General features: G+C 42.5%; 23 protein-coding genes and 2 tRNA genes. 3 read left to right on the plus strand and 22 right to left on the minus strand.

The window, feature by feature from the left end; all coding sequences use genetic code 11:
- Positions 1-34: 34 nt before the first annotated feature.
- The 7 genes from E5S68_RS07050 to rsgA all read right to left on the minus strand — a co-directional run bounded on the left by E5S68_RS07050 (position 35) and on the right by rsgA (position 5,940).
- A complete protein-coding gene (locus E5S68_RS07050) occupies positions 35-568 on the minus strand; it encodes a hypothetical protein (RefSeq protein ID WP_135782905.1) in 534 nt (177 codons plus the stop codon).
- Positions 569-585: 17 nt separating this feature from the next.
- Positions 586-1,416, minus strand: a complete 831-nt coding sequence (gene purR / locus E5S68_RS07055) for a pur operon repressor (RefSeq protein WP_135782906.1) — start codon at positions 1,414-1,416, stop codon at positions 586-588.
- A 147-nt stretch (positions 1,417-1,563) separates the two neighbouring features.
- A complete protein-coding gene (locus tag E5S68_RS07060) occupies positions 1,564-2,517 on the minus strand; it encodes a 3'-5' exoribonuclease YhaM family protein (RefSeq protein WP_135782907.1) in 954 nt (317 codons plus the stop codon).
- On the minus strand, positions 2,504-3,760 hold the full coding sequence (locus E5S68_RS07065) for a DNA recombination protein RmuC (RefSeq protein ID WP_135782908.1): 1,257 nt from the start codon (positions 3,758-3,760) through the stop codon (positions 2,504-2,506). The genes E5S68_RS07060 and E5S68_RS07065 overlap by 14 nt, the downstream gene beginning before the upstream one ends.
- A 1-nt stretch (position 3,761) precedes the next feature.
- Positions 3,762-4,427 (minus strand): thiamine diphosphokinase, encoded by a 666-nt coding sequence (locus E5S68_RS07070; protein WP_135782909.1) that lies wholly within the window; start codon positions 4,425-4,427, stop codon positions 3,762-3,764.
- On the minus strand, positions 4,387-5,046 hold the full coding sequence (rpe, locus tag E5S68_RS07075; RefSeq protein WP_135782910.1) for a ribulose-phosphate 3-epimerase: 660 nt from the start codon (positions 5,044-5,046) through the stop codon (positions 4,387-4,389). Before rpe ends, E5S68_RS07070 begins: the two co-directional genes overlap by 41 nt.
- A gap of 15 nt (positions 5,047-5,061) precedes the next feature.
- Positions 5,062-5,940 (minus strand): ribosome small subunit-dependent GTPase A, encoded by an 879-nt coding sequence (rsgA, locus tag E5S68_RS07080; RefSeq protein ID WP_135782911.1) that lies wholly within the window; start codon positions 5,938-5,940, stop codon positions 5,062-5,064.
- A 347-nt stretch (positions 5,941-6,287) separates the two neighbouring features.
- Here rsgA and E5S68_RS07085 point away from each other — a divergent pair, with 347 nt between their 5' ends.
- The 3 genes from E5S68_RS07085 to E5S68_RS07095 all read left to right on the plus strand — a co-directional run bounded on the left by E5S68_RS07085 (position 6,288) and on the right by E5S68_RS07095 (position 7,502).
- Positions 6,288-7,208, plus strand: a complete 921-nt coding sequence (locus E5S68_RS07085; RefSeq protein ID WP_135782912.1) for a CPBP family intramembrane glutamic endopeptidase — start codon at positions 6,288-6,290, stop codon at positions 7,206-7,208.
- A gap of 119 nt (positions 7,209-7,327) precedes the next feature.
- Positions 7,328-7,409: transfer RNA gene (locus E5S68_RS07090), tRNA-Leu, on the plus strand.
- Between the two features lie 4 nt (positions 7,410-7,413).
- Positions 7,414-7,502: transfer RNA gene (locus tag E5S68_RS07095), tRNA-Ser, on the plus strand.
- A 45-nt stretch (positions 7,503-7,547) separates the two neighbouring features.
- Here the strand turns inward: E5S68_RS07095 and rsmA are convergent.
- From rsmA to gtfA, 15 genes are all read right to left on the minus strand, one after another.
- Positions 7,548-8,423: a 16S rRNA (adenine(1518)-N(6)/adenine(1519)-N(6))-dimethyltransferase RsmA gene (rsmA, locus tag E5S68_RS07100; protein ID WP_135782913.1), complete on the minus strand. Its 876-nt coding sequence runs from the start codon at positions 8,421-8,423 to the stop codon at positions 7,548-7,550.
- A gap of 71 nt (positions 8,424-8,494) precedes the next feature.
- Positions 8,495-9,121 carry an immunity protein Imm33 domain-containing protein gene (locus E5S68_RS07105; protein WP_135782914.1) on the minus strand — a complete coding sequence of 209 codons (627 nt, stop codon included), beginning with the start codon at positions 9,119-9,121 and terminating at the stop codon, positions 8,495-8,497.
- A gap of 20 nt (positions 9,122-9,141) precedes the next feature.
- Positions 9,142-9,726: a ribonuclease M5 gene (rnmV, locus tag E5S68_RS07110; protein WP_200773497.1), complete on the minus strand. Its 585-nt coding sequence runs from the start codon at positions 9,724-9,726 to the stop codon at positions 9,142-9,144.
- Complete coding sequence (locus E5S68_RS07115; RefSeq protein ID WP_135782916.1) at positions 9,698-10,468, minus strand: TatD family hydrolase; 771 nt, start codon at positions 10,466-10,468, stop codon at positions 9,698-9,700. The genes rnmV and E5S68_RS07115 overlap by 29 nt, the downstream gene beginning before the upstream one ends.
- Positions 10,469-10,592: 124 nt before the next feature.
- The gene (gene rpmH / locus E5S68_RS07120; RefSeq protein WP_003003086.1) at positions 10,593-10,727 is read right to left on the minus strand and encodes a 50S ribosomal protein L34; all 135 of its coding nucleotides are present in this window, start codon (positions 10,725-10,727) and stop codon (positions 10,593-10,595) included.
- Between the two features lie 146 nt (positions 10,728-10,873).
- Positions 10,874-11,518 carry a ribonuclease P gene (locus E5S68_RS07125; protein WP_135782917.1) on the minus strand — a complete coding sequence of 215 codons (645 nt, stop codon included), beginning with the start codon at positions 11,516-11,518 and terminating at the stop codon, positions 10,874-10,876.
- Positions 11,519-11,597: 79 nt separating this feature from the next.
- The gene (gene jag, locus E5S68_RS07130) at positions 11,598-12,542 is read right to left on the minus strand and encodes an RNA-binding cell elongation regulator Jag/EloR (protein WP_135782918.1); all 945 of its coding nucleotides are present in this window, start codon (positions 12,540-12,542) and stop codon (positions 11,598-11,600) included.
- A gap of 15 nt (positions 12,543-12,557) precedes the next feature.
- Positions 12,558-13,373 (minus strand): YidC/Oxa1 family membrane protein insertase, encoded by an 816-nt coding sequence (locus E5S68_RS07135; RefSeq protein WP_135782919.1) that lies wholly within the window; start codon positions 13,371-13,373, stop codon positions 12,558-12,560.
- The gene (rnpA, locus tag E5S68_RS07140) at positions 13,348-13,719 is read right to left on the minus strand and encodes a ribonuclease P protein component (RefSeq protein ID WP_135782920.1); all 372 of its coding nucleotides are present in this window, start codon (positions 13,717-13,719) and stop codon (positions 13,348-13,350) included. The genes E5S68_RS07135 and rnpA overlap by 26 nt, the downstream gene beginning before the upstream one ends.
- 106 nt (positions 13,720-13,825) lie before the next feature.
- Positions 13,826-14,521, minus strand: coding sequence for a CPBP family intramembrane glutamic endopeptidase (locus E5S68_RS07145; protein ID WP_135782921.1), 696 nt, complete (start codon positions 14,519-14,521; stop codon positions 13,826-13,828).
- 144 nt (positions 14,522-14,665) lie between these two features.
- Complete coding sequence (locus E5S68_RS07150) at positions 14,666-15,577, minus strand: TDT family transporter (RefSeq protein ID WP_135782922.1); 912 nt, start codon at positions 15,575-15,577, stop codon at positions 14,666-14,668.
- Between the two features lie 313 nt (positions 15,578-15,890).
- On the minus strand, positions 15,891-16,115 hold the full coding sequence (gene asp5 / locus E5S68_RS07155; protein ID WP_135782923.1) for an accessory Sec system protein Asp5: 225 nt from the start codon (positions 16,113-16,115) through the stop codon (positions 15,891-15,893).
- Positions 16,116-16,307, minus strand: coding sequence for an accessory Sec system protein Asp4 (gene asp4 / locus E5S68_RS07160; RefSeq protein WP_135782924.1), 192 nt, complete (start codon positions 16,305-16,307; stop codon positions 16,116-16,118).
- On the minus strand, positions 16,300-17,655 hold the full coding sequence (gtfB, locus tag E5S68_RS07165) for an accessory Sec system glycosylation chaperone GtfB (protein ID WP_135782925.1): 1,356 nt from the start codon (positions 17,653-17,655) through the stop codon (positions 16,300-16,302). The genes asp4 and gtfB overlap by 8 nt, the downstream gene beginning before the upstream one ends.
- Entirely contained in the window at positions 17,639-19,153 is a 1,515-nt protein-coding gene (gene gtfA, locus E5S68_RS07170) for an accessory Sec system glycosyltransferase GtfA (RefSeq protein ID WP_135782926.1), read from the minus strand. Before gtfA ends, gtfB begins: the two co-directional genes overlap by 17 nt.
- Positions 19,154-19,163 lie beyond the last annotated feature (10 nt).

Genomic DNA, 19,163 nt, shown 5'->3' on the forward strand with positions numbered 1-19,163 from the left:
TATTAGATAAAACCTTTCAAAATGGAAGGGGGTTCTACTGTTCCGGGGTTTCCGTTGTTGTAGAATCTACTCCATTTTGAACTTGCGGAGATTGATTATACTGAGGAGTCTCATTGTATTGAGGAACCTCCGTTTGAACTGTCGTTTGATTTGTCTGAGTCGTTTGATTTGTCTGAGTCGTATGAGTTGTCTGCATGCCATAGTAGTCTACAATATACTGAATACGAGCTTGAAAGGCTTGCTTTTTTGTCTCATCCTTGACCTTATCTACAGCAGCTTGGGCAGTGATCAGAGTTTCTTGACTCGCAGTTGTTTCAAACTGAGACACTGCTTTTTCGGCTGCTGTGAGGAGTGCTTCTTCTTTTTCCTCTTTTTCTTTTTTAGGGTCTTTTTTCTTTACAGGGAGTGATCCTGTTTTCTTGGTTTGCTGTTTCACGATGGTAACTTGTTCTGCAGAATTTTTACGGACTGTGTAGAGTCCTCCGACAAGAACACCTGTTAGGATCAGAATAGTGGTTAAACGGATCCATAAGGGGCTACGATCAAAACGGTCTAAAATTGTTTTCATTCTTTCCAACTCCTACTCTAGACAATCGTCTTATCGAAGATATTCCCGATTTCAACATCAATTTTATTGGATGATACATCAATATTTGTTACTTTGAGCAGGGATTTGTGATCAAATAAGTCTTTACTACGGGCTGTAGCATTATCTGCAAAGATAGCTACACCTGCCAACTCAGAATCAAATTCCGTTAAAAGACTGACCATTCCACTAATGGTGCCACCCCCTTTTAGGAAATCATCAACGATAAGAACGCGGCTTCCAGCCTTCAAACTCCGTTTAGACAGGAACATCTTTTCAATCCGATCCCCACTGGAACCTGATACATAGTTGACACTAACAGTCGATCCTTCTGTAATTTTTAAATCACGACGGACAATCACAAAAGGTACATTCAAAACATTCGCGACTGCATTAGCCAACGGAACTCCCTTAGTAGCTACCGTCATGACTGCATCAATCTTTTGATCGCGAAAGGCCTTGGCAATAATTCGTCCAATATTATTTAAGATTTTCGGGTTGCTGAGGAGATCAGAAAGATAGATGTAGCCCCCAGGTAAAATACGGTTGCTCTCAGAGAGTTGATCACAGAGATTTTGAATAATCTCTTTTGATTCTTCATCTGAGATAGAGGGCGTAAAGATGACTCCCCCACCTGCACCAGTTATGGTATCAATGTTCCCAATTTCCATCTCTTCAAAAGCTCGTTTGATGATGACGATATCTTCTGAAATAGAGGATTTTGCAGATTCATATTTCTCCGCAAAGGTATTTAAACTGGTTAATTCATAAGGGTGGTTGATTAAGTAGTTAGAGATAACCACCATCCGCTCACTTCTTCTTAATTTCATTTTCTCACCATGTAGTTTTTCTTTTTATTATACCATATTGTATCAAAAAAACGAACATTGCGGATTGAACAAGATTCGTTTTTCGTTTTTTATTCTAATAGTTGAAATAAGTCGTGGACTATGTCCACATTTATCAACTCTCCTCATTTATAAAGAATCGTTGAGATGTGGTTTATAGAAGGAGCGATTATCCAAGGCAAAGATTTTATTGGTCATTTCCCCTGGCCCTACTAAAGCCAAGGCAGAGGTCATCATCATCATCTCAGCATCCAAATTATCAATCATATGAATAATCTCAGCTTCCATAATTTTCGGACGAACAGGACTTCCATACTCTAAAAGGCCATGATGGCTCAAGATAACATGGCGTAAAACAATGACATCTTCTTTTTGATCATCAATTTTGAGTTCTTGCAAGACCTTGGTAATCTCTTCATCAATCAGAGCGATATGACCAATCAGATTCCCTCGAACTGTATATTCGGTATTTTCAGGACCTGATAGTTCAAGGACTTTCGCTAAATCATGAAGCATGATTCCCGCAAAAAGGAGACTTTTATTCAACTGTGGATAGACTTGGACGATCCCTTCTGCCAAACGAACCATGGTCGCCGTATGGTAAGCTAAGCCAGCCTCAAAGGCATGGTGATTCGTCTTCGCAGCCGGATAGGAATAAAATTCTTTATCGTATTTACCATAGAGAGCTCGAACCAAGCGTTGCCAAATCGGATTTTCAATCTTGAAAATCATCTCAGATAGATAGTTCTTTAAGTCTGTCGGATCTACCGGAGGTTTCTCTTTAAAGTCTGCTGGATTTTTCGGTTCTCCATTTTGAGGCAAACGCAAGGTCAATTGGTTCACCTGGGGAGTATTGTTGTAAACTTCCCGTCGACCAGTCATATGGACGACACGCCCTGCCTGAAATTGATCTACATTATGGGGCTGCGCATCCCATAATTTTCCTTCAATCGTTCCAGTATCGTCTTGAAATATAAAGGCAAGGTAATTCTTTCCTGCACGGGTCTGACGAACATCTGCTGACTTGATAAGATAAAATCCTTCAAAGAGTTCATCTTTTTTCATTTGATTAATTTTGACCATCGTCTTCTCCATCTTCTAAATCAAGTAGATTCTCCATTCCCTCGTAATCTCTGGTTTCAATCCGGCGGAGAGTCCGCTCTATGGCATTGGTTCTTCGGGTTAGAAGATCATCAATATTTCCTGATGCATTTTTTAAATGTCGTTGGGTTTTAGCTAGTACCCCCGCAAATTTATGAAACTCTGTTTTGACCGAAGCTAATACCTTACTAATATCATCAGCACTTTGTTGAATATTTAAAGTCTTAAATCCAACTGATAGGGAATTTAACAAGGCAGACAGAGTACTTGGACCTGCCACGACAATCTGCTCTTCTCTTCTCAAGAGATCGAAAAAGGCTGGATTGCGGACGACTTCTGAATAGAGCCCTTCCGTCGGTAAAAAGAGGATCCCAAAATTTGTCGTCACAGGAGGATACAAGTATTTTTGTTGAATATCCTTGGCAAAACGTTTCACACTGGCCAAAAGGGCCTTGCGATAGCGCTCTACTTCCTCCTTATCCCCGCTTTCATAAGCATCTTCTAATCGGTAATAATCCTCCAGAGGGAATTTGGAATCAATCGGTAGGTAGACATACTCTCCCTTAACCTGGCCCGGCATCTTAATCGCGTATTCCACGCGCTCACTAGAATGGGGAACTGTTACAAACTCTCGTTCGTATTGAGTAGGTGTCAGGATATCTTCAATAATTTGCCCCAATTGAAGCTCTCCCATAATCCCCCGAGTCTTGGTGTTGGAAAGCACCTTATTCAAACTTCCCACATCCCGGGCCACTGTCTGCATTTCGCCCAGTCCCTTGTTGACAGACTCTAATTGTTTAGACACTGTCTCAAAAGAGGTCTGCAAGCGACTTTGAAGAGTCTTCTCTAATTTTTCTTCAACTGTCTGACGCATCTGCTCCAAGCGCAAATCATTGGAAGCCTGAATCTGTTGCATCCGCTCATCGGTTTTATCTCGGTTCTTACTGAAATTTTCAACCATCTCCGCTCTAAGAGCTGTGTTTTGCTGATGCAACTCTGTCCGTAACTCTAAGAGGCGATCACTCAAGGCCATCTCAATCTGCTGGCCAGTGATCTGCTGGGCTTGCCGCTCTTGCTCAAATCGGTAATCCAATTGATCCGATAAGTGATCCTCGTGATCCTCTAACAACTCTCGCAAGTCCTTACTCTCATGAAGTCCTTGTTGGTATAGAAGAAAGAGCAGGATTAGATTGCCCAATCCTATCATAATAAGGATAATCTCCATATTAGTTCCTGTCCTTGCTATAGATAATGATGAGATAGCCCCGATCGACAGTTACAACGATCGGCTGATCTATAAATTCATTTGATCCATAGATTGCTTTTTTAAAATAATTGTCCTCAGACAAGGGATACTTGGCTCCCTCAATCCGTATACGTGCTCCTTCTGCTGGCATAAAGCCGATATAATTAAAGCCCTCCATCGCTTCTATGACATGACGACCACTAGGGCGATAACAAAGATGGTTTTGTCTATCCAGCAAGTGAAGCATAGACATATGCGGTGCGATTTCTGGATCACTCGGCAAAAAAACGCTGGCCAAGTGGTGATCCAGGCGACCACCAAAAGCTCCAAAGATTAGAATATCCGCCTGAGGCCAACCTGCTAATACTTCCTTAATCGCCAATTCCAGATCCGTATCATTTTTTTCTGCTACCGAAGTCCGTAATTCGTGAGCCGCAGATTGAATACTCTGGAATTCTGCTGGATCAACAGAGTCAAAATCTCCAACTGCTAAAGATAGTTCCAATCCTTGCTCTAATAGGAAAAGGCAACCTGCATCCACTCCGACATAAACATCCAAGTCTAGCGGAATGGCTTCCACTCGGCCTCCAGCTACAATGGCAACCTTAGTCTTGGATGGCTGCTCGAAGGGTTTGAACTCGTTCATTCACATCTCCATTAAACACATAGGAACCTGCTACAAAGACGTTTGCTCCTGCTTCTTTCGCAGCGTGAATCGTCTTATCATCAATTCCTCCATCTACTTCAATGTCAAAATCCAAGCCTTTTTCTTCACGCAATTGAACCAATTGACGAATCTTATCCATGGTTTCTGGCAGGAAGGCTTGCCCACCAAATCCTGGGTTGACAGTCATAACAAGTACTTGGTCTACCAAGTTCAAGATGTGTTGAATACTTTCAACAGGTGTTCCTGGATTGATGACCACACTTGGTTTTACTCCTGCCAATCGAATTTTTTGAAGGGCTCCATGGATATGTGGAGTCGCTTCTACGTGAATGCTAATGATATCCGCTCCTGCACGCGCAAACTCTTCGATATGTTGCTCAGGATTAGTGACCATCAAGTGGCAATCAAAGACCATCTTACTGTGCGGACGCATACTAGCAACCACACCCGCACCAAAGCTGATATTAGGTACAAAGTGACCATCCATGACATCAATATGGGCGTACTCTGCACCAGATGCTTCTAATTTTTTCAATTCACTATCAAAATTTGCATAATCTGCACTCAAAATAGATGGGGCTAATTTCATTGTTTTCATATGTCATCCGTCTCCTCATTTAGGTAATTTTTTTGATACTTTTTTATAGGTTTCTCGCCTATTTTCTATCTCACTCAAAAACTGTAAGTAATCTTCAAAGCGGAAAGAAGCAATCCTACCTTCTTCCACTGCAGGTTTAACCGCACAGGATGGTTCATGGGTATGGGTGCAAGTCCGGAACTTACAATCCTGACTCACCTGGGCAATATCTGGAAAAGCATGATTAAGATCTTCCACATTATCCACTTCATAATCTAAAGAGGAGAAGCCAGGGGTATCCGCAATTTTTCCTCCATTGAGATCATAAAAGCTGACCGCACGTGTCGTATGACGGCCTCGTCCGAGACTGTCAGAAATCTCTCCTGTTTCCAACTCCAACTCCGGAGCCAAGGTATTCAAGAGGGTCGATTTCCCCACTCCTGTTTGCCCCATAAAGACGGTTACCTGACCTTTTAATAAAGGCAACAAGTCATCTTTATCCGTGACAAAATCGTAGCCAATTTGGCGATAAACTTCCTGAAAAGGAAGCATGACAGCCGAATTTTCTAGTAAGTCCATTTTTGAGATATAGACGATTGGGTGGATCAGTTTTTGCTCTAAGAGAACTAAAAAACGATCCAATAAATTAACATTAAATGCTGGCTCCTTAGCAGACATGATAACGACTGCTTGGTCAATATTGACAATAGGGGGACGTACTAGGCTATTCTTGCGTGGTAAAATCTTTAGAATATAACCTACCGAGTTTTCTTCTGCTGAAAATTCTACCTGATCCCCAACATAGGGAGTTTGGCCTTTCTTTCGGAAATTTCCTCGAGCACGGGTTTGGTAGATTTTTCCCTCACACTCCACATAATAAAAACCAGCTAAGGCTTTGACAATCGTTCCTTGCAACTAGCACTCCTTTAAAGTTAATACTACTATTATATCAAAAAATAGGAAATAGCGCTTACTTACTTGGAATTTAAAAACAGGAACTAGTTTCAGCACTATTTTTGAGCAAAATAAAGATAGGATATTGTAAACGCTTTCCGATAGTTTTATAATAGAGGAAGAAGACAAGAAGGTGCAACCTATCTCATGTGGGAAGTGAGTACAAAGAGTTGCAGAAAGGAAGTGAATGAGACTAGTCAATCTATCGTTCAAAGTTGCTAGATCAGCTATCAAAGTAGGAAGCATCCTCTACCAAGGTCTATTTCTGACGTGATTCCTGATCCCCGCCAGTTATAAGGAGGTCCTTTATGAGCTTTTCATTTCTTTCCAAGAGTAACCCACTCGTTTCCAATGTAAAAAAAGGGAAGTTTTTAACCCCTTGGTTTTTAGCTCCTTTTATTTTGTATTACATTACCCAATATATGTCCCCGATTAGTACAGCTTCAACGAATTTCTTTTTGAACAAACAAACTTGGATTCCAGACTGGTGGAATATTCTAGACCTTTTGTCCTTCCTCTACACCATCATTGCCTTCTTCCTCTGGGTGAAACTCATTGAAAAACGACCGGTTCGGACCATGGGCTTTTCCAAAGGAAATGGGCTCTCCGAATTCGCTAAAGGTGTCTTGGTCGGCGCCATTATGATTACCACGGTCTTGATTGTCTTTTTCATTACAGGAGATGCCCGTTTCGACCGCATCCAGTTTAGTCTTCCTTTCCTTGTGTCTTGGATTCTAGTGCTCATCGGTTATATTTTCCAAACAGCTGCTGAAGAAATTTATATCCGTGGTTGGTTGATTCCGATTATTTCTTACCACAAGAATGCTTACTTAGCCATCCTCATTTCTTCTACCATGTTCTCCTACTTCCACTTGAACAACAACGGAGCTTCCTGGCTCTCAACCGTTCACCTCTTTATTTTCGGCCTCTTCACAGCTGTCTATGCCTTGAAGAGAGGAAATATCTGGGGACCTTGTGGCTTCCACTTCGCCTGGAACTTCATCATGGGCAATGTCTACGGCTTCCACGTCAGTGGCTTTGATAGTGAATCCTCTCTTATGTACTTCACTACCTCTAACAGAACCCTAATCACTGGTGGGGAATTTGGTCCCGAAGGTGGGATTCCTGGATTGGTCGTCTGTATTCTCGCTCTCCTATGGGCCTTCTTTATCCTCAAAGATACCTCTGCAGAACAAGAAGAACTCTATCCTCAACTGAGTTATGAATAAGTAAAAGAAAGAAAAGGCTGGATTTTCCCAGCCTTTTTCTATTTCCTCTATAGGTTCTATAAAAAGAAACATGCTATTTTTTCTTGGCATTTCTTTTAAAAAGTGTATAATAGAACTAAGCGGAGATGGTGGAACGGCAGACACGCATGCTTCAGGCGCATGTGCCCTTCGGGCGTGAGGGTTCAAATCCCTTTCTCCGCATCTTGGAAAGGTGGCCCAGCTTGGTACGGCACCGGACTCGAAATCCGGCAAGTGGATCTTCTTCACGCGCGGGTTCAAATCCCGTCCTTTCCTTTTATTACTCAAAAAGACATGGACTTTACACCCATGTCTTTTCCATTATTTAATTCCTGCTTCTAGAAGACCATCGGCTAGGTGTGCGAAGTCTTCTAAGCTAAGAGCTTCTCCTCGTACAGATGGGTTCAAACCTGCTGCTTCAATTCCTGCTTCCAGTTTTTTCTTCACTTCTTCGGTCTTGCCAAAGCGACTGGTCAAGTTGTTCCAAAGTGTCTTGCGACGGTGGACAAAGCTGGCCTTGCTGACAGAGAAGAAGAAATCTTCATCCTTAACTTCCACAGCTGGCTCTGGACGACGGACCATCTTCAAAATGGCTGAGTCGACGTTTGGCGCTGGTACAAAGACGGTTCGCGGCACAATAAAGGCTACCTTAGCGGTCATATAGTATTGGACTGCAATGGATAACGATCCATAAGCTTTAGTATTTGGCTCGGCCGAAATCCGATCCGCCACTTCTTTTTGCATCATGACCACAAATTCTTGGAAAGGAATTTTAGACTCGATCAAGTGCATAAGAATCGGAGTCGTGATGTAGTATGGAAGGTTGGCTACCACCTTGATCGGAAGGTCCGGATTTTTAAACTCCGCGATGTACTGGTTAAGGTCTACCTTGAGGATATCTTGGTTGACGACTGTTACATTATCAAAATCCCGCAAGGTATCCGCTAAGATAGGAACCAAACGGTCATCAATCTCAAAAGCCATCACTTCTGCAGCATTTTCTGCCAAAAACTCTGTCAAAGCACCAATCCCGGGACCGATTTCGATGACATTGACCTGCTTATCAATCTCAGCAGTGTCCACAATCTTTTGAAGGATATTGGTATCGGTCAAGAAATTCTGACCGAAGGATTTTTTAAAGGTGAAGCCATGGCGTTCAAGGACTGCCTTGGTCACACTATAATCTGCAATTCTCATATCTTCTCTTTTCTAATCAGTTTAGGAGGAGTAATAAACTTAATCTCACTTGTTCTTCTCCAGAGGCTAGTCTAACAGTCTTCCACAAAGCCATTCTGCTCCGCTTGGTAGACATAAGCTTCCCCATCCTTGTCTAAGACCGTCTCCAACAAGGGTTCCATGTCCAAGGCCGCTTCAAGGCTAATGATGGTGATCTTAGATGGATCGTCCAGATCTTCTTGAGACTCAAAGCCTGTAAAGAATTGCCAACCACTATCTTGTGGATGATGAGGGACATCGTGAATTGCCCAATTAATCTCACGTCGTAGGAAGCAATCCTTGGTAATCATCGCCCCTTTTTGTGTATCAAGATTCAGCGGGGGAACCATCAGGCTTGCAATATGTTCCCGTGCAAAATCCAGCTCATCTCCAAGCTGGATGGAGGTAATATAAGCGGGTTGATTGGTTAAACGTCCTTTGAACTTCCCATCACGGATTTCAGTGAGTTCGACCCACATACGCTCTGCTCGACACCCATTCTCCAAGACTGTATCTAGCACAAAGATAAGGCGAACCTGGTCCCCAAGCTTCAATTGGTTGATTTCTTCTTGACTAGGAATCAAAAAATGTCGTGGATTCTTTTGATGTTCTGCGTGAACATTCTCTAAAGAAAAGCCTATCACTTTTTTCTTATCTGTAAACAGGTTGAATAATCCCATCTTCCACCCCTATCTCTTTTTTAATAACCGGCCATCGTCTCTTCGACTTGCGCCAAACAAATTCCAAACAACTCCAAGCGTTTGAGCAACTGCTTGCCATTGCAGTATCCGATACGCAAGGCTTCTCCTAGATATTCCCGTCGTTTACGACTATCACTGCCCATCAACAGACCGAGGCGCAACAAGTCTGTCTTGGTAATATCGAAAAAATACTCATCTTCATAAGAGCCAACCAGTCCAGATAGGGCCTTTTCTAAGTCTTCAAAACTAGCATGCTCCACTCCCAAGGAACGGCCCTTAGTTTTGGATTTGGGTACTGCCTCGCCACGATTTAAAAAGGCATGCTTGGCTTGTGGAATTTCTTGCATAATGATCTTACGAATCCGCTCGCCATTGTAGTCTGGGTCCGTAAAGACAATGACTCCACGCAACTCCTGTAGTTTGGCAATTCGTTCCAGGTCATCCTGATTAATAGCTGATCCACGTGTCTCATAGGTATCCACCTCATAATAGCGTTTCAGATTGGCCGTATCGTCCTTGCCTTCAACAACAATCACTTCTGGTATTTTTCTTTTCTCAGTCAAGGGCAAATACCTTTCTCGCATTGTCATAGGTGGCTTGAGCTACTTCTTCACTAGTCATTCCACGAAGCTCTGCAATAAAGTCTACTACATAACGGGTATAGGCTGTTTTATTTTCACGGCCCCGCTTAGGAACTGGTGCCAGATAGGGTGCATCTGTTTCAACCAAGATTTTGTCCAAAGGTAACTCTTTGGCTGCCTCCTGAATGTCTGTCGCCTTCTTAAAGGTCACCACGCCAGAAAAAGAGATCATCATTCCCAGATCCATGAAGCCCTTCGCTTCCTCCAAGGTTCCTGAGAAGGAATGCATGATCCCACCGCGTGGACCCACTCCTTCGCTCTTGATAATGGCATAGGTATCTTCTAGCGCATCACGCGTATGCACTACAAAAGGTAAGTCCAAGTCCTTAGACAATTGGATCTGACGGCGAAAGACCTTCTCTTGAACTTCCTTAGGTGCTGTCATCCAGTGGTAGTCCAGACCAATTTCTCCTAGGGCAACGACTTTGGGATGTTTCAGCTGTTCCAGTAGATAGGCCTCTACCTCAGGACTATAATCGCCCGCCTCAGTAGGATGCCAACCAAGGGTGAGATAAACTTCTGGGTGCTGGTCTGCCAAGGCTATTCCTCGTTCGATGGTTGGTTTGTCAAAGCCAACAATATTATGGGCAATGACTCCCATCTCTTTTGCTAGTTCTAATTCCTCTTCTTCTCTCCCTGCAAACTCTTCAACGTTGAGGTGAGTATGGGTATCAAAAATCTGCATGATTTTCCTTTTCTTCTGAGTTTTTCTTCTTTCTATTATAGCAGAAAGAGCCTCTAAATTCACTTTTGGCAAAACAAAAACCAGTAGTCTCGAGTTTCTACTGGTTTTTAGGTTTTTATCTGAATTACGCAGCCAAAACTTTGCGTCCTTTACGACGACGAGCTGCCAATACGCGACGACCGTTTTTAGTTGCCATACGGTGACGGAAACCATGTTTGCGCGCACGACGAAGTTTACTTGGTTGATAAGTACGTTTCACGATGAATACCTCCTCATAGATTTTGTATTCGTTTAGCCGGCTATAATGTGATCAGTTACTAAACATACTTTACTATTCTATCTGATTCAAGCCTGTTTGTCAATAGCTATGAAAAATTTGTTGGGTCGGGTTCAATGATACCGCTTTTATCGGGCATCTCCTTCTATCCTTTGACGAGTTGCTTCATAGTAGGGAAGCAAGCTAGCCATTCCTTTCTTTAATTCCTCAAGAATGGCATCTCGACTAGTCGCTTGCGATAGATTTACATCGACTTTTACCAAGACCTTTCGGACCTGGCCAGTTTCCACACCTTTGAGAAGCCGTAGGCGATTGGCTTCTGTCCCTTGGAATCGTTGACTGACACCTTCTATTTGGGCGAAGTAATAGACTAGCGAAGAAACCGGAAGAGTTAAAACGCGGTTCTGCTTTTGTAGACTCTCCTCATCCTTCTTGCGTTCGATAAAACTTACTTCAAGGGATACCCCAAAATCTTTTGAATCCCCATAAAGTCGCAAGGCAAACATCGGATCGGCCATACTTCCTTCGCCTTGAAGATAGGCCCAAAAATGAGGACGGAGAAGTTGAGCTTGATTCATCCACTGACTTGTGCGATCTTGTCTCAACTGTGGATATAGCTGGTGAAAGTCGGTTACCAATTGGGTGAATTCCTTGCGAGCTTCTTGCCCCAACGCTCGATAGGCCAACATTCGCTCAGCATCTTCATCCACCTTAGTCGGTGCTACATATTTGATTCCTTGATAATTCAAAAACTCTCTAATCTTATCATACATACTGACATTCCTTTCACAAAAACAAAAAGGAGAGACTAAGTTTTTCCTCATCTCTCCCCTTTACCTATCAAACGGACAATTAACCTTCAATATCCACAACAACATAACGATTTGGTTCTTCACCTTCAGAATAACTAGTCACTCCATCCATTTTCGATACGATACGGTGGATAATCTTGCGTTCGCTATTAGACATTGGATCTGTATGTTGTGCTTGACCTTCTTCTAGAGCACGACTTGCCAATTTTTGTGCATAACTTTGAAGGACTTCTGCACGGTGTTCAACATAGTCATTGACATTGATAGCAATGTAGAAATTCTTAGAATACTGATTGTAGAGATAGTTTTGAGCCAATAATTGAAGAGCCTTGAGAACTTTCCCATGGTAACCAATCACACGACCGGGTTCATTAGTATCAATTTGCATATTGATGGTGCGGCGATTGTAGCTACTAGAAATACTTGCTTCCACATCCATTTCATCGATGACCGTTTGAACATAGCTACTGACCTCGGCAACGACTTGTTCGATGTCATAACTCTCTTCCACTTCAATCCCTAGGTCTGAAAATCCAGATGCTTCTGTTTGAGCCGGGGCTTCTGGAGTGGAATCTAAAATGGCTCCATGTCCCTTCTCTTCAAGAATCGTCGTCGGAGCTTTTTCATGTTTCAGAATTTCTTCCTTCACTTCTTTAGAGACTTCTTGTCCCTTCTCTTCGACTTTTTTGATCGCAGCTACAACGCGACCCAAATCAACTGTTTCTTCACTGACACTCTTGACAGGTTCGTTCTGAGCATTAATCTCCTCTGGAACCCCTTTGACTGCTTGTTGATTGGCTTTTGTAACCGTAGTTTCTGCAATTGGTTCGATATCTACGACTGCAGGTTTCTTGCCAAAGAGACCAAGAAAACCTTTCTTTTCACGGGAAACAACCGTAATATGTGCCTTCATACGAGGGATATCTAATTCATTCAAACCATTTTGAATGGCTTCTTCAACATTCACTCCGCTAAACTGGACCATCTGACAAACTCCTTCTTAGTTTTTCTTTTTCTGTGCCTTATTGAATGCACGTCGTTTTTGTTTTTCTAAATCTTTGACTGCCTGTTGCTCTGCTTCACGCGCTGCAATAATCTTAAACGGATTGTTCAAGAGATAGGTTTGTCCAACTTGGTAAGCATTGGAAACCACCCAATAAAGAGCTACCCCACTCGCTGAATACATGGCGAAGAAGAAAATCATCACGGGCATGGCATACATCATAGCAGTCATTCCACCATTTTTTTCTGGCATGGCCTTATTGCTCAACCAGGTACTAAAGAAAGTGAAGAGAGCTGCTAAGAAGGGCAAGATAAAGGTCGGGTCTGTCGCTCCCATATCCAACCAAAGGAAATGCCCAACTTTCAAGAATTCAACTCGACTCAAAGCTTGGAACAAAGCCATCAAGACGGGCATTTGGATCAATAAAGGCAAGAAGGCTGAAGACGTTTTGACTCCTTTTTCTTGATAGAGCGCCCGAATTTCCTCCGACATGCGCGTCCGACTTTCTAGATCTTTTCCAGGATATTTGGCTTGGATTTCTTTTACTAAGGGTTGAACTTCCTGCATCTTACGAGAGGAATTCATTTGGTATTGAAATACTGGCAAGAGAACTGTACGGATTAAGAGGGTAAAGAGAATAATCCCCACTCCAGTATTCCCACCAATCGAGAGAATACGAATCACTTCTGCAAAGAAATAAACGAATTTCTCCCAAGCACCTGTGGATTGTGAAGTCACTTCAGACGTTCCACAGGCTGTTAATAAAAGGAGGGCCCCTCCTAGTAAGCTAGCTACTTTTAATTTCTTTTTCACGTATTTTCCCTTCCTGACGATAGACTTGCGCTATTTTTAATACATGGATTAAGTTTTTTTCCACCTGGTGGAAGTCCAACTCTTCAACTCCCTTTCGAGCAATCACAACAAAATCATCACTGACCAGACGATCTTGGTGTTTAATCAAGACATGCCGAAGCAGACGCTTGATTCGGTTGCGTGTCACAGCATTTCCCAGTTTCTTACTGACAGATAGGCCGACACGGAAATGGGGTTGCTCTTGTGACAAACGGTAGATGACAAATTTTCTGTTGGCAAAATTTTGACCATTTTTAAAAATGGCATCAAAATCTTTTTTACGCTTGACACGATAGCTTTTTCTCAAACTCCCACTCCCTCTTTTAAATTTATTCTATTATACCACAATTTCAAAAAAAACCAATGACCTTCTGGTCCTTGGTTTAGAGCCCCTTAGTCTCCTGTACAGGTCTTTATGAAGAAAGACCCTGAAGGGTGGCAAGAAGAACGGGTAGGGTATAAATCAGGTTTAAACCGATATGAGCAAGAATAGGATAGTACAAAGAACGCGTCTTATCGTATAAGAGACCAAAAACGAGTGATGGAAGGATATAAATCAAAAAACTGACTGGAGTAAAGGGATGGGCTAACAGGTGGAGAGCTCCATAAATAACCGCTGGTCCCCAGACCCTACCATAGAAGGAACTGGAGTTAAAGTAAGCTTGAACCAGTGCACCCCGAAAGATCAACTCTTCCGTTACCGGACGTACAAAAATCACCAAAACAAGGAGCAAAAGCATCCCTAGGGGACTTAAGGTTCGTGGGAAAATTTGATAAATGGCAGCTCGTCCCTGGACAAAGCCACTCATAAAATAATCCAGCCAGTAGACAGCACAACTTGCAAAAATCGTTCCATAAATCGCTTGGAGAGCTTGCCTCTTTTTAGCCCATTGGAAAGCTTGTCGCTGACTATGCTTCTTAACCAGAAAGAATACTAGAAGGAGATAGCTACATTCCAGAAAAAGTAAAGTCCAAAAATAACTGGTTGCTTGTCCAACTTGATTACTAATGATTTGGGCCAATTCTCTAAACTGATGACGAACAAAAGTATAAAATATGAGCAATAAAATTGGATAGAAATAAGAGAACTTTTTTTTAAAAAATTTCATAATATCCTTTCAAACGGAATAACAAATGATTTATTGCATCTTACCACAATCACTCCAAGGATTCAATTGAGAGGGAGGTAAAAAAAGAAGTTGGGAGAAAGACTCCAACTTCTAGCTATTCCTCCCGACATAGGCAGGATCCAGTCATTGATTGACCTGCTCCTTCTCTTTTAGATTGGCCACAAAACCTAGTAGAACAGACACAAGAATCACCAGACAAAGAACTGTTTCAAGCCAGACAAGGGGGCTTAAAAGAGGAATTTGTAACAGACCTTGCACCATTTTCAAGGAAGTAGCTGTAATAACGGTCGGAAAGGTCAAGGCTGAAAAAGCCGGTTGGAAGCCTCCTTTTAACATTCTGGGCAGACGCGTCAAAACGAAGAAATAAAAACCTTGAGAGAGTATGACCATGATGAGTAAAAACCACACTGGTAAGCTCGCTCCAGCAACACGAACGAGGGCTGCTAAAAGGAGCGAAAAGGGGGCGCAGTAGATCCCTTCTTGCCCCAACAAGTGGCTAGGTAAAGGATTTTTCTTCATATCACAATAGATAAGGGGGTAAAGAAAAAAAGCCAAAACAAATCCAAACCCGAGGGTAAGATAGGCCAGCTCAGCCACACCTACAACAGGATAAGTCAATGCAACCACTGCAATTCCTACATAGAGAACGGTCCAGCTAGGAGTAGCCTTGGCTCTTGGTCCTAGCAAAATATGGGTCTTCGTAAAATATAGCATCAAGCTAAGATCTAGGAGAAAGGCAGACCACCAAACTGTCTGGGCTAGCCAGCCAAATGTGGGAAATAGGCGTAGGAGATACGTTGATAGGAGCATTCCTGCCATAGGAAAAGTCGCCATTCCTGATAGAAGGGTCGGTTCTTGTAGTTCCTTCCTCGTTTCTTGCCAGTGAATCAGATGGTGCCCCAAAAAGAAAAACCATAAGACCAAGCTCATCAGACTAAAAACATGAGCAAGAGCTGGGAAGGTATCTGACAGAAGGTTACCAACACCAGCCAATCCTAACAGACAACCTGAAAATGCTAAGGGAATCTTTTTCATCGTGCTCTCCAATCATTTGGTTGCTATCAGTATAACATAAAACAGAAGAGGAGGTCATAAAAAATAGAAGAGACCAGACGTTTTGTCCGACCTCTTGAAACCATACTTGAAAACACAAATTAACACTGTGACGGATTGTTCAAAGCGCTACCTTGAGGTAGTGAATCAGATTTGTGACACAAGCATCCCTCACTAGGCATGCGAAAGAACAATCAGGCTGGAAAAACGTTTCATCCTGAAACTAAGAATAGACTAGAGCAAATATCTTTTAAAAGGTCTTTCATCCCACTTGGCTTTTTTGACTCACTAATCGCTATGCCTGTACCAGCAACATATAAATAAACAAGGATAAGAGAAAGAGGGTGCTAACTACTAGCGTAGCTAGTTTAAGCCCTCGATGCGAACGCCAATAGTTAGGCTTGCCTAGATTGCTAGTAGCATCGGTCGAAAGGGACTGTTGTTGGCGAGGTTGAAGGGTAATTAAAACAACCAAACTAAGAGCCAAGATAAAAATCCCAACCGCAAATATCAGATCCATTTATGATCCTCCTAAGACTCTAAAAAGAGTAAATAGCACACCTAGTAAAATGACGATCCCAATAACCACGTTAAAGATAACATTGATTCTTTCTGAGCGTGTTATTTTTTCTTTTTCAGGGGGACGTCTCTTCAGTGCATTCATCCGCCCTTCTACTTCTTTATAAAATAAATCTTTCTTCTGATCAGGCATTTCTATCACCTACCCCTTCTTGGAAACGCGCACGGAAAACGGCTGGTTCAATCGCACTAGACTGGCCGATTTGCTGGGCTACAGCCTGTTTGTAGCTATCTACTGACTGGTAAATTTCTTTGACTCGAGCTACTAGGTCTGCTTCTTTTCCTTGATCAAAGACATTTTCTTTTGCGATATAGCGGCTATCATGGAGAGTATGGGCAAAACCAAGAATCACTTGTTGGTGCTCAAAAGCCTTACGAACAATACCTTGTACCTCACCATAATGATTGATATCCAGATAGATACTAGACATTCGAAGGACTTCCTTGATGCGATCTTGACTGATATTCTGGTATAAGACAACGTTTGGATAGCGAACCATTGATAAGAGACTTGGCGACATTTCTGTCAAAGCAGCAACTCGGAAGGTCACATCTGGAGCCTGTTCGACCAAAAATGCTAAGGCTTCAATCTGATCTGAATTGGTTAATACAAAAGCGTCTTTGCGAATATCCTCTTTGACTACAAAATCATAGATATAACCGAGAGGACCAAAATAACCATGTTGTGCTTGCGGAGTTAACTGCAAGGCCCGATGGTAAGTATCTGTTTGAGGAATCAAAATCTTCTTAGTGCGAACGGCTCCATTGCCTAAAATGAGTTGCATGTTTCCTGGAAGGCTATCATTCAACGGTTCTTGCCACACCAAGAGATCCTGACCCGCTAATCCCTTATTGCCCAATCGAAGACTCACATTAAAGGACATGGCCAAGGTGTTGTAAATCACCCGATCAAGATCAAAGCCTCTATATTCCAAATAAAAGACATAGAAGTCTAGTCGACTCTTAAAGATACGCATAGCTTGCTTAGGCAAGGTAAGAATTAAGTCCCCTGTTTGGTGGTTCTCTGTCAAGCGTTCAACTCCCGCTTCAAAATAAGTGGTGACGAGTTGCTGGCCTTCAGCCCCACAAGTGGTGGTCGCAATATGACGGCCGTACTGATCGTAGCGCTCCACCAAGACTAGTTGCCCTTTGGCATCTAACCATTCCACTCGTTCGACAATCCGTTTATAAGACTCCGCATGGTAATAAATCCGCGCCTTTTCCTGGCCATAGTAACTGATCCGTCCCATACTGTTGTCTCCTGAAATTTCCCAGAAATCTGGAACCTTCACCTCATTGAAGAAACGCCCTCGCTTCTTAGAAGACGGCTTCCCTAAAAAGTAGATAAAAGGAGATTCAACACCATCTGGTAAAAATCCATTAGGTTCTAATACAACTGTCGGTTGCTGATAGCCGGCTTCCTGGAGAGAATGGAGCAAATCCTGACTTTCACGGGAATAACTATCAAATAAATTCAACATGAGTCACCTCTTCTATCAATTGAGACCAAGCTTCCTCCACTCGGCTAGTCAAAAAGTCTTCCGCACGCGCGTAGGATGCTTGACGTAGGGCTTTGATATCCTGATTCTTGTAGATGTTTATAATCTTATCCGCAAAGGAAGAAGCAATCCGGTCCACGACTTGGTCGGCCAAATTCGGAATCAAATAGCCATTTTCTCCTTCTTTTACAAAGGTCTGGTTTCCATATGGCACATCAAATCCAATAATCGGCAGACCAGAACCAATCGCTTCCATCAAGGTCAATCCAAAGCCTTCACTGGTAGAGGCCGAGAGGTAAACTTCATAGTTCTTATAAATCTCTGCTAAGTCCGCATGGCCTTTCAGGTGGATATAATCGCCCGCTCCTAACTCTTCAATCAAGGAACGAAGTTTCCCTTCTTCTCCCCCTTTTCCATAAATGTCAAAGGAAAGTTCTAGAATCTCTTCTTTGGCTCGCACGACAGCTCGAACTAACCAGTCAATATGTTTTTCAGTCGCAAGGCGAGAAGCTGTAATCATAGAGAACGGTTTGCGCTGGTCTGTACGTGGTAGACTGGCCAAACTACCAACTGGAATGGTATAGATAGCAGGAGAATGATTTGTATACTTTTCAAATTGAGCCGCCAAAACTTCCTTTTGACGATCAGTAGCCACGATAAAGAAATCCACCTTGTCTGCATTGGTAAATTGGTAATCGTAATAATTGTTCCACAAAATATATTGTTCATCGGTACTATTGACACTATAGTGTTCCGCATGGACAACCACCCCAAGTCGAGCTTTTTGAGCTTCTTCAAAGATGGGTTGACCGATATTAGTCTCTCGATCCAAGATAACAATATCTTGTTTGGTCAAGTTGAGGCTTTGCATGAAGTAGCGAATCAATTCCTGGCGACCAAGGAGATAACGATCTGGAAAACGGTAAATTTCCCGGCCATCCGCCATTTGCATACTGTATGCCACGCTCCCATCTTCATTGTAGAAACGGCGTTCAATCAAGTTAGCCTGATTATTTTTAGGAATAAAGTACTCTGTACAGTAACGAGTATAGGAGAAATAATCTTTTCGAACTAAAATTCCTCTTGAAACATACTCACAGCGCTCTACATAAGGACTATCTTGGGACCGAAGATAACAAGTCAAAAAGCTATCCTGGTCCTCATAGAAGAAGCGCTTCACTTTTCCGTCTTTTTCCTCTCGAGTCGGATGACCGTCAAAGCCTGCCAAGACTTGATCCACCGTATAAGTGGTTGGCGCAATTTTAATATCCGTAAAATGAGTGTAGAGCCAAATGATCTCATCATTTTTAAAGCCGATATTTTCGGTTAAATGCTGAATATTGTCTGCTAAAATCATATCCATAAAAACAAACTTAGCTGGTTGCTGGATATTTCGTAACAACTTGGCCCGATAGGCCTGGGCATATTCAACACCACTGCTCGCCCATCCAATTCCAAGATTGATATTGTATACTGTCATAACTTCCTCT

This window comes from Streptococcus rubneri, assembly GCF_004785935.1.
In the GTDB taxonomy this organism is placed as follows: domain Bacteria; phylum Bacillota; class Bacilli; order Lactobacillales; family Streptococcaceae; genus Streptococcus; species Streptococcus rubneri.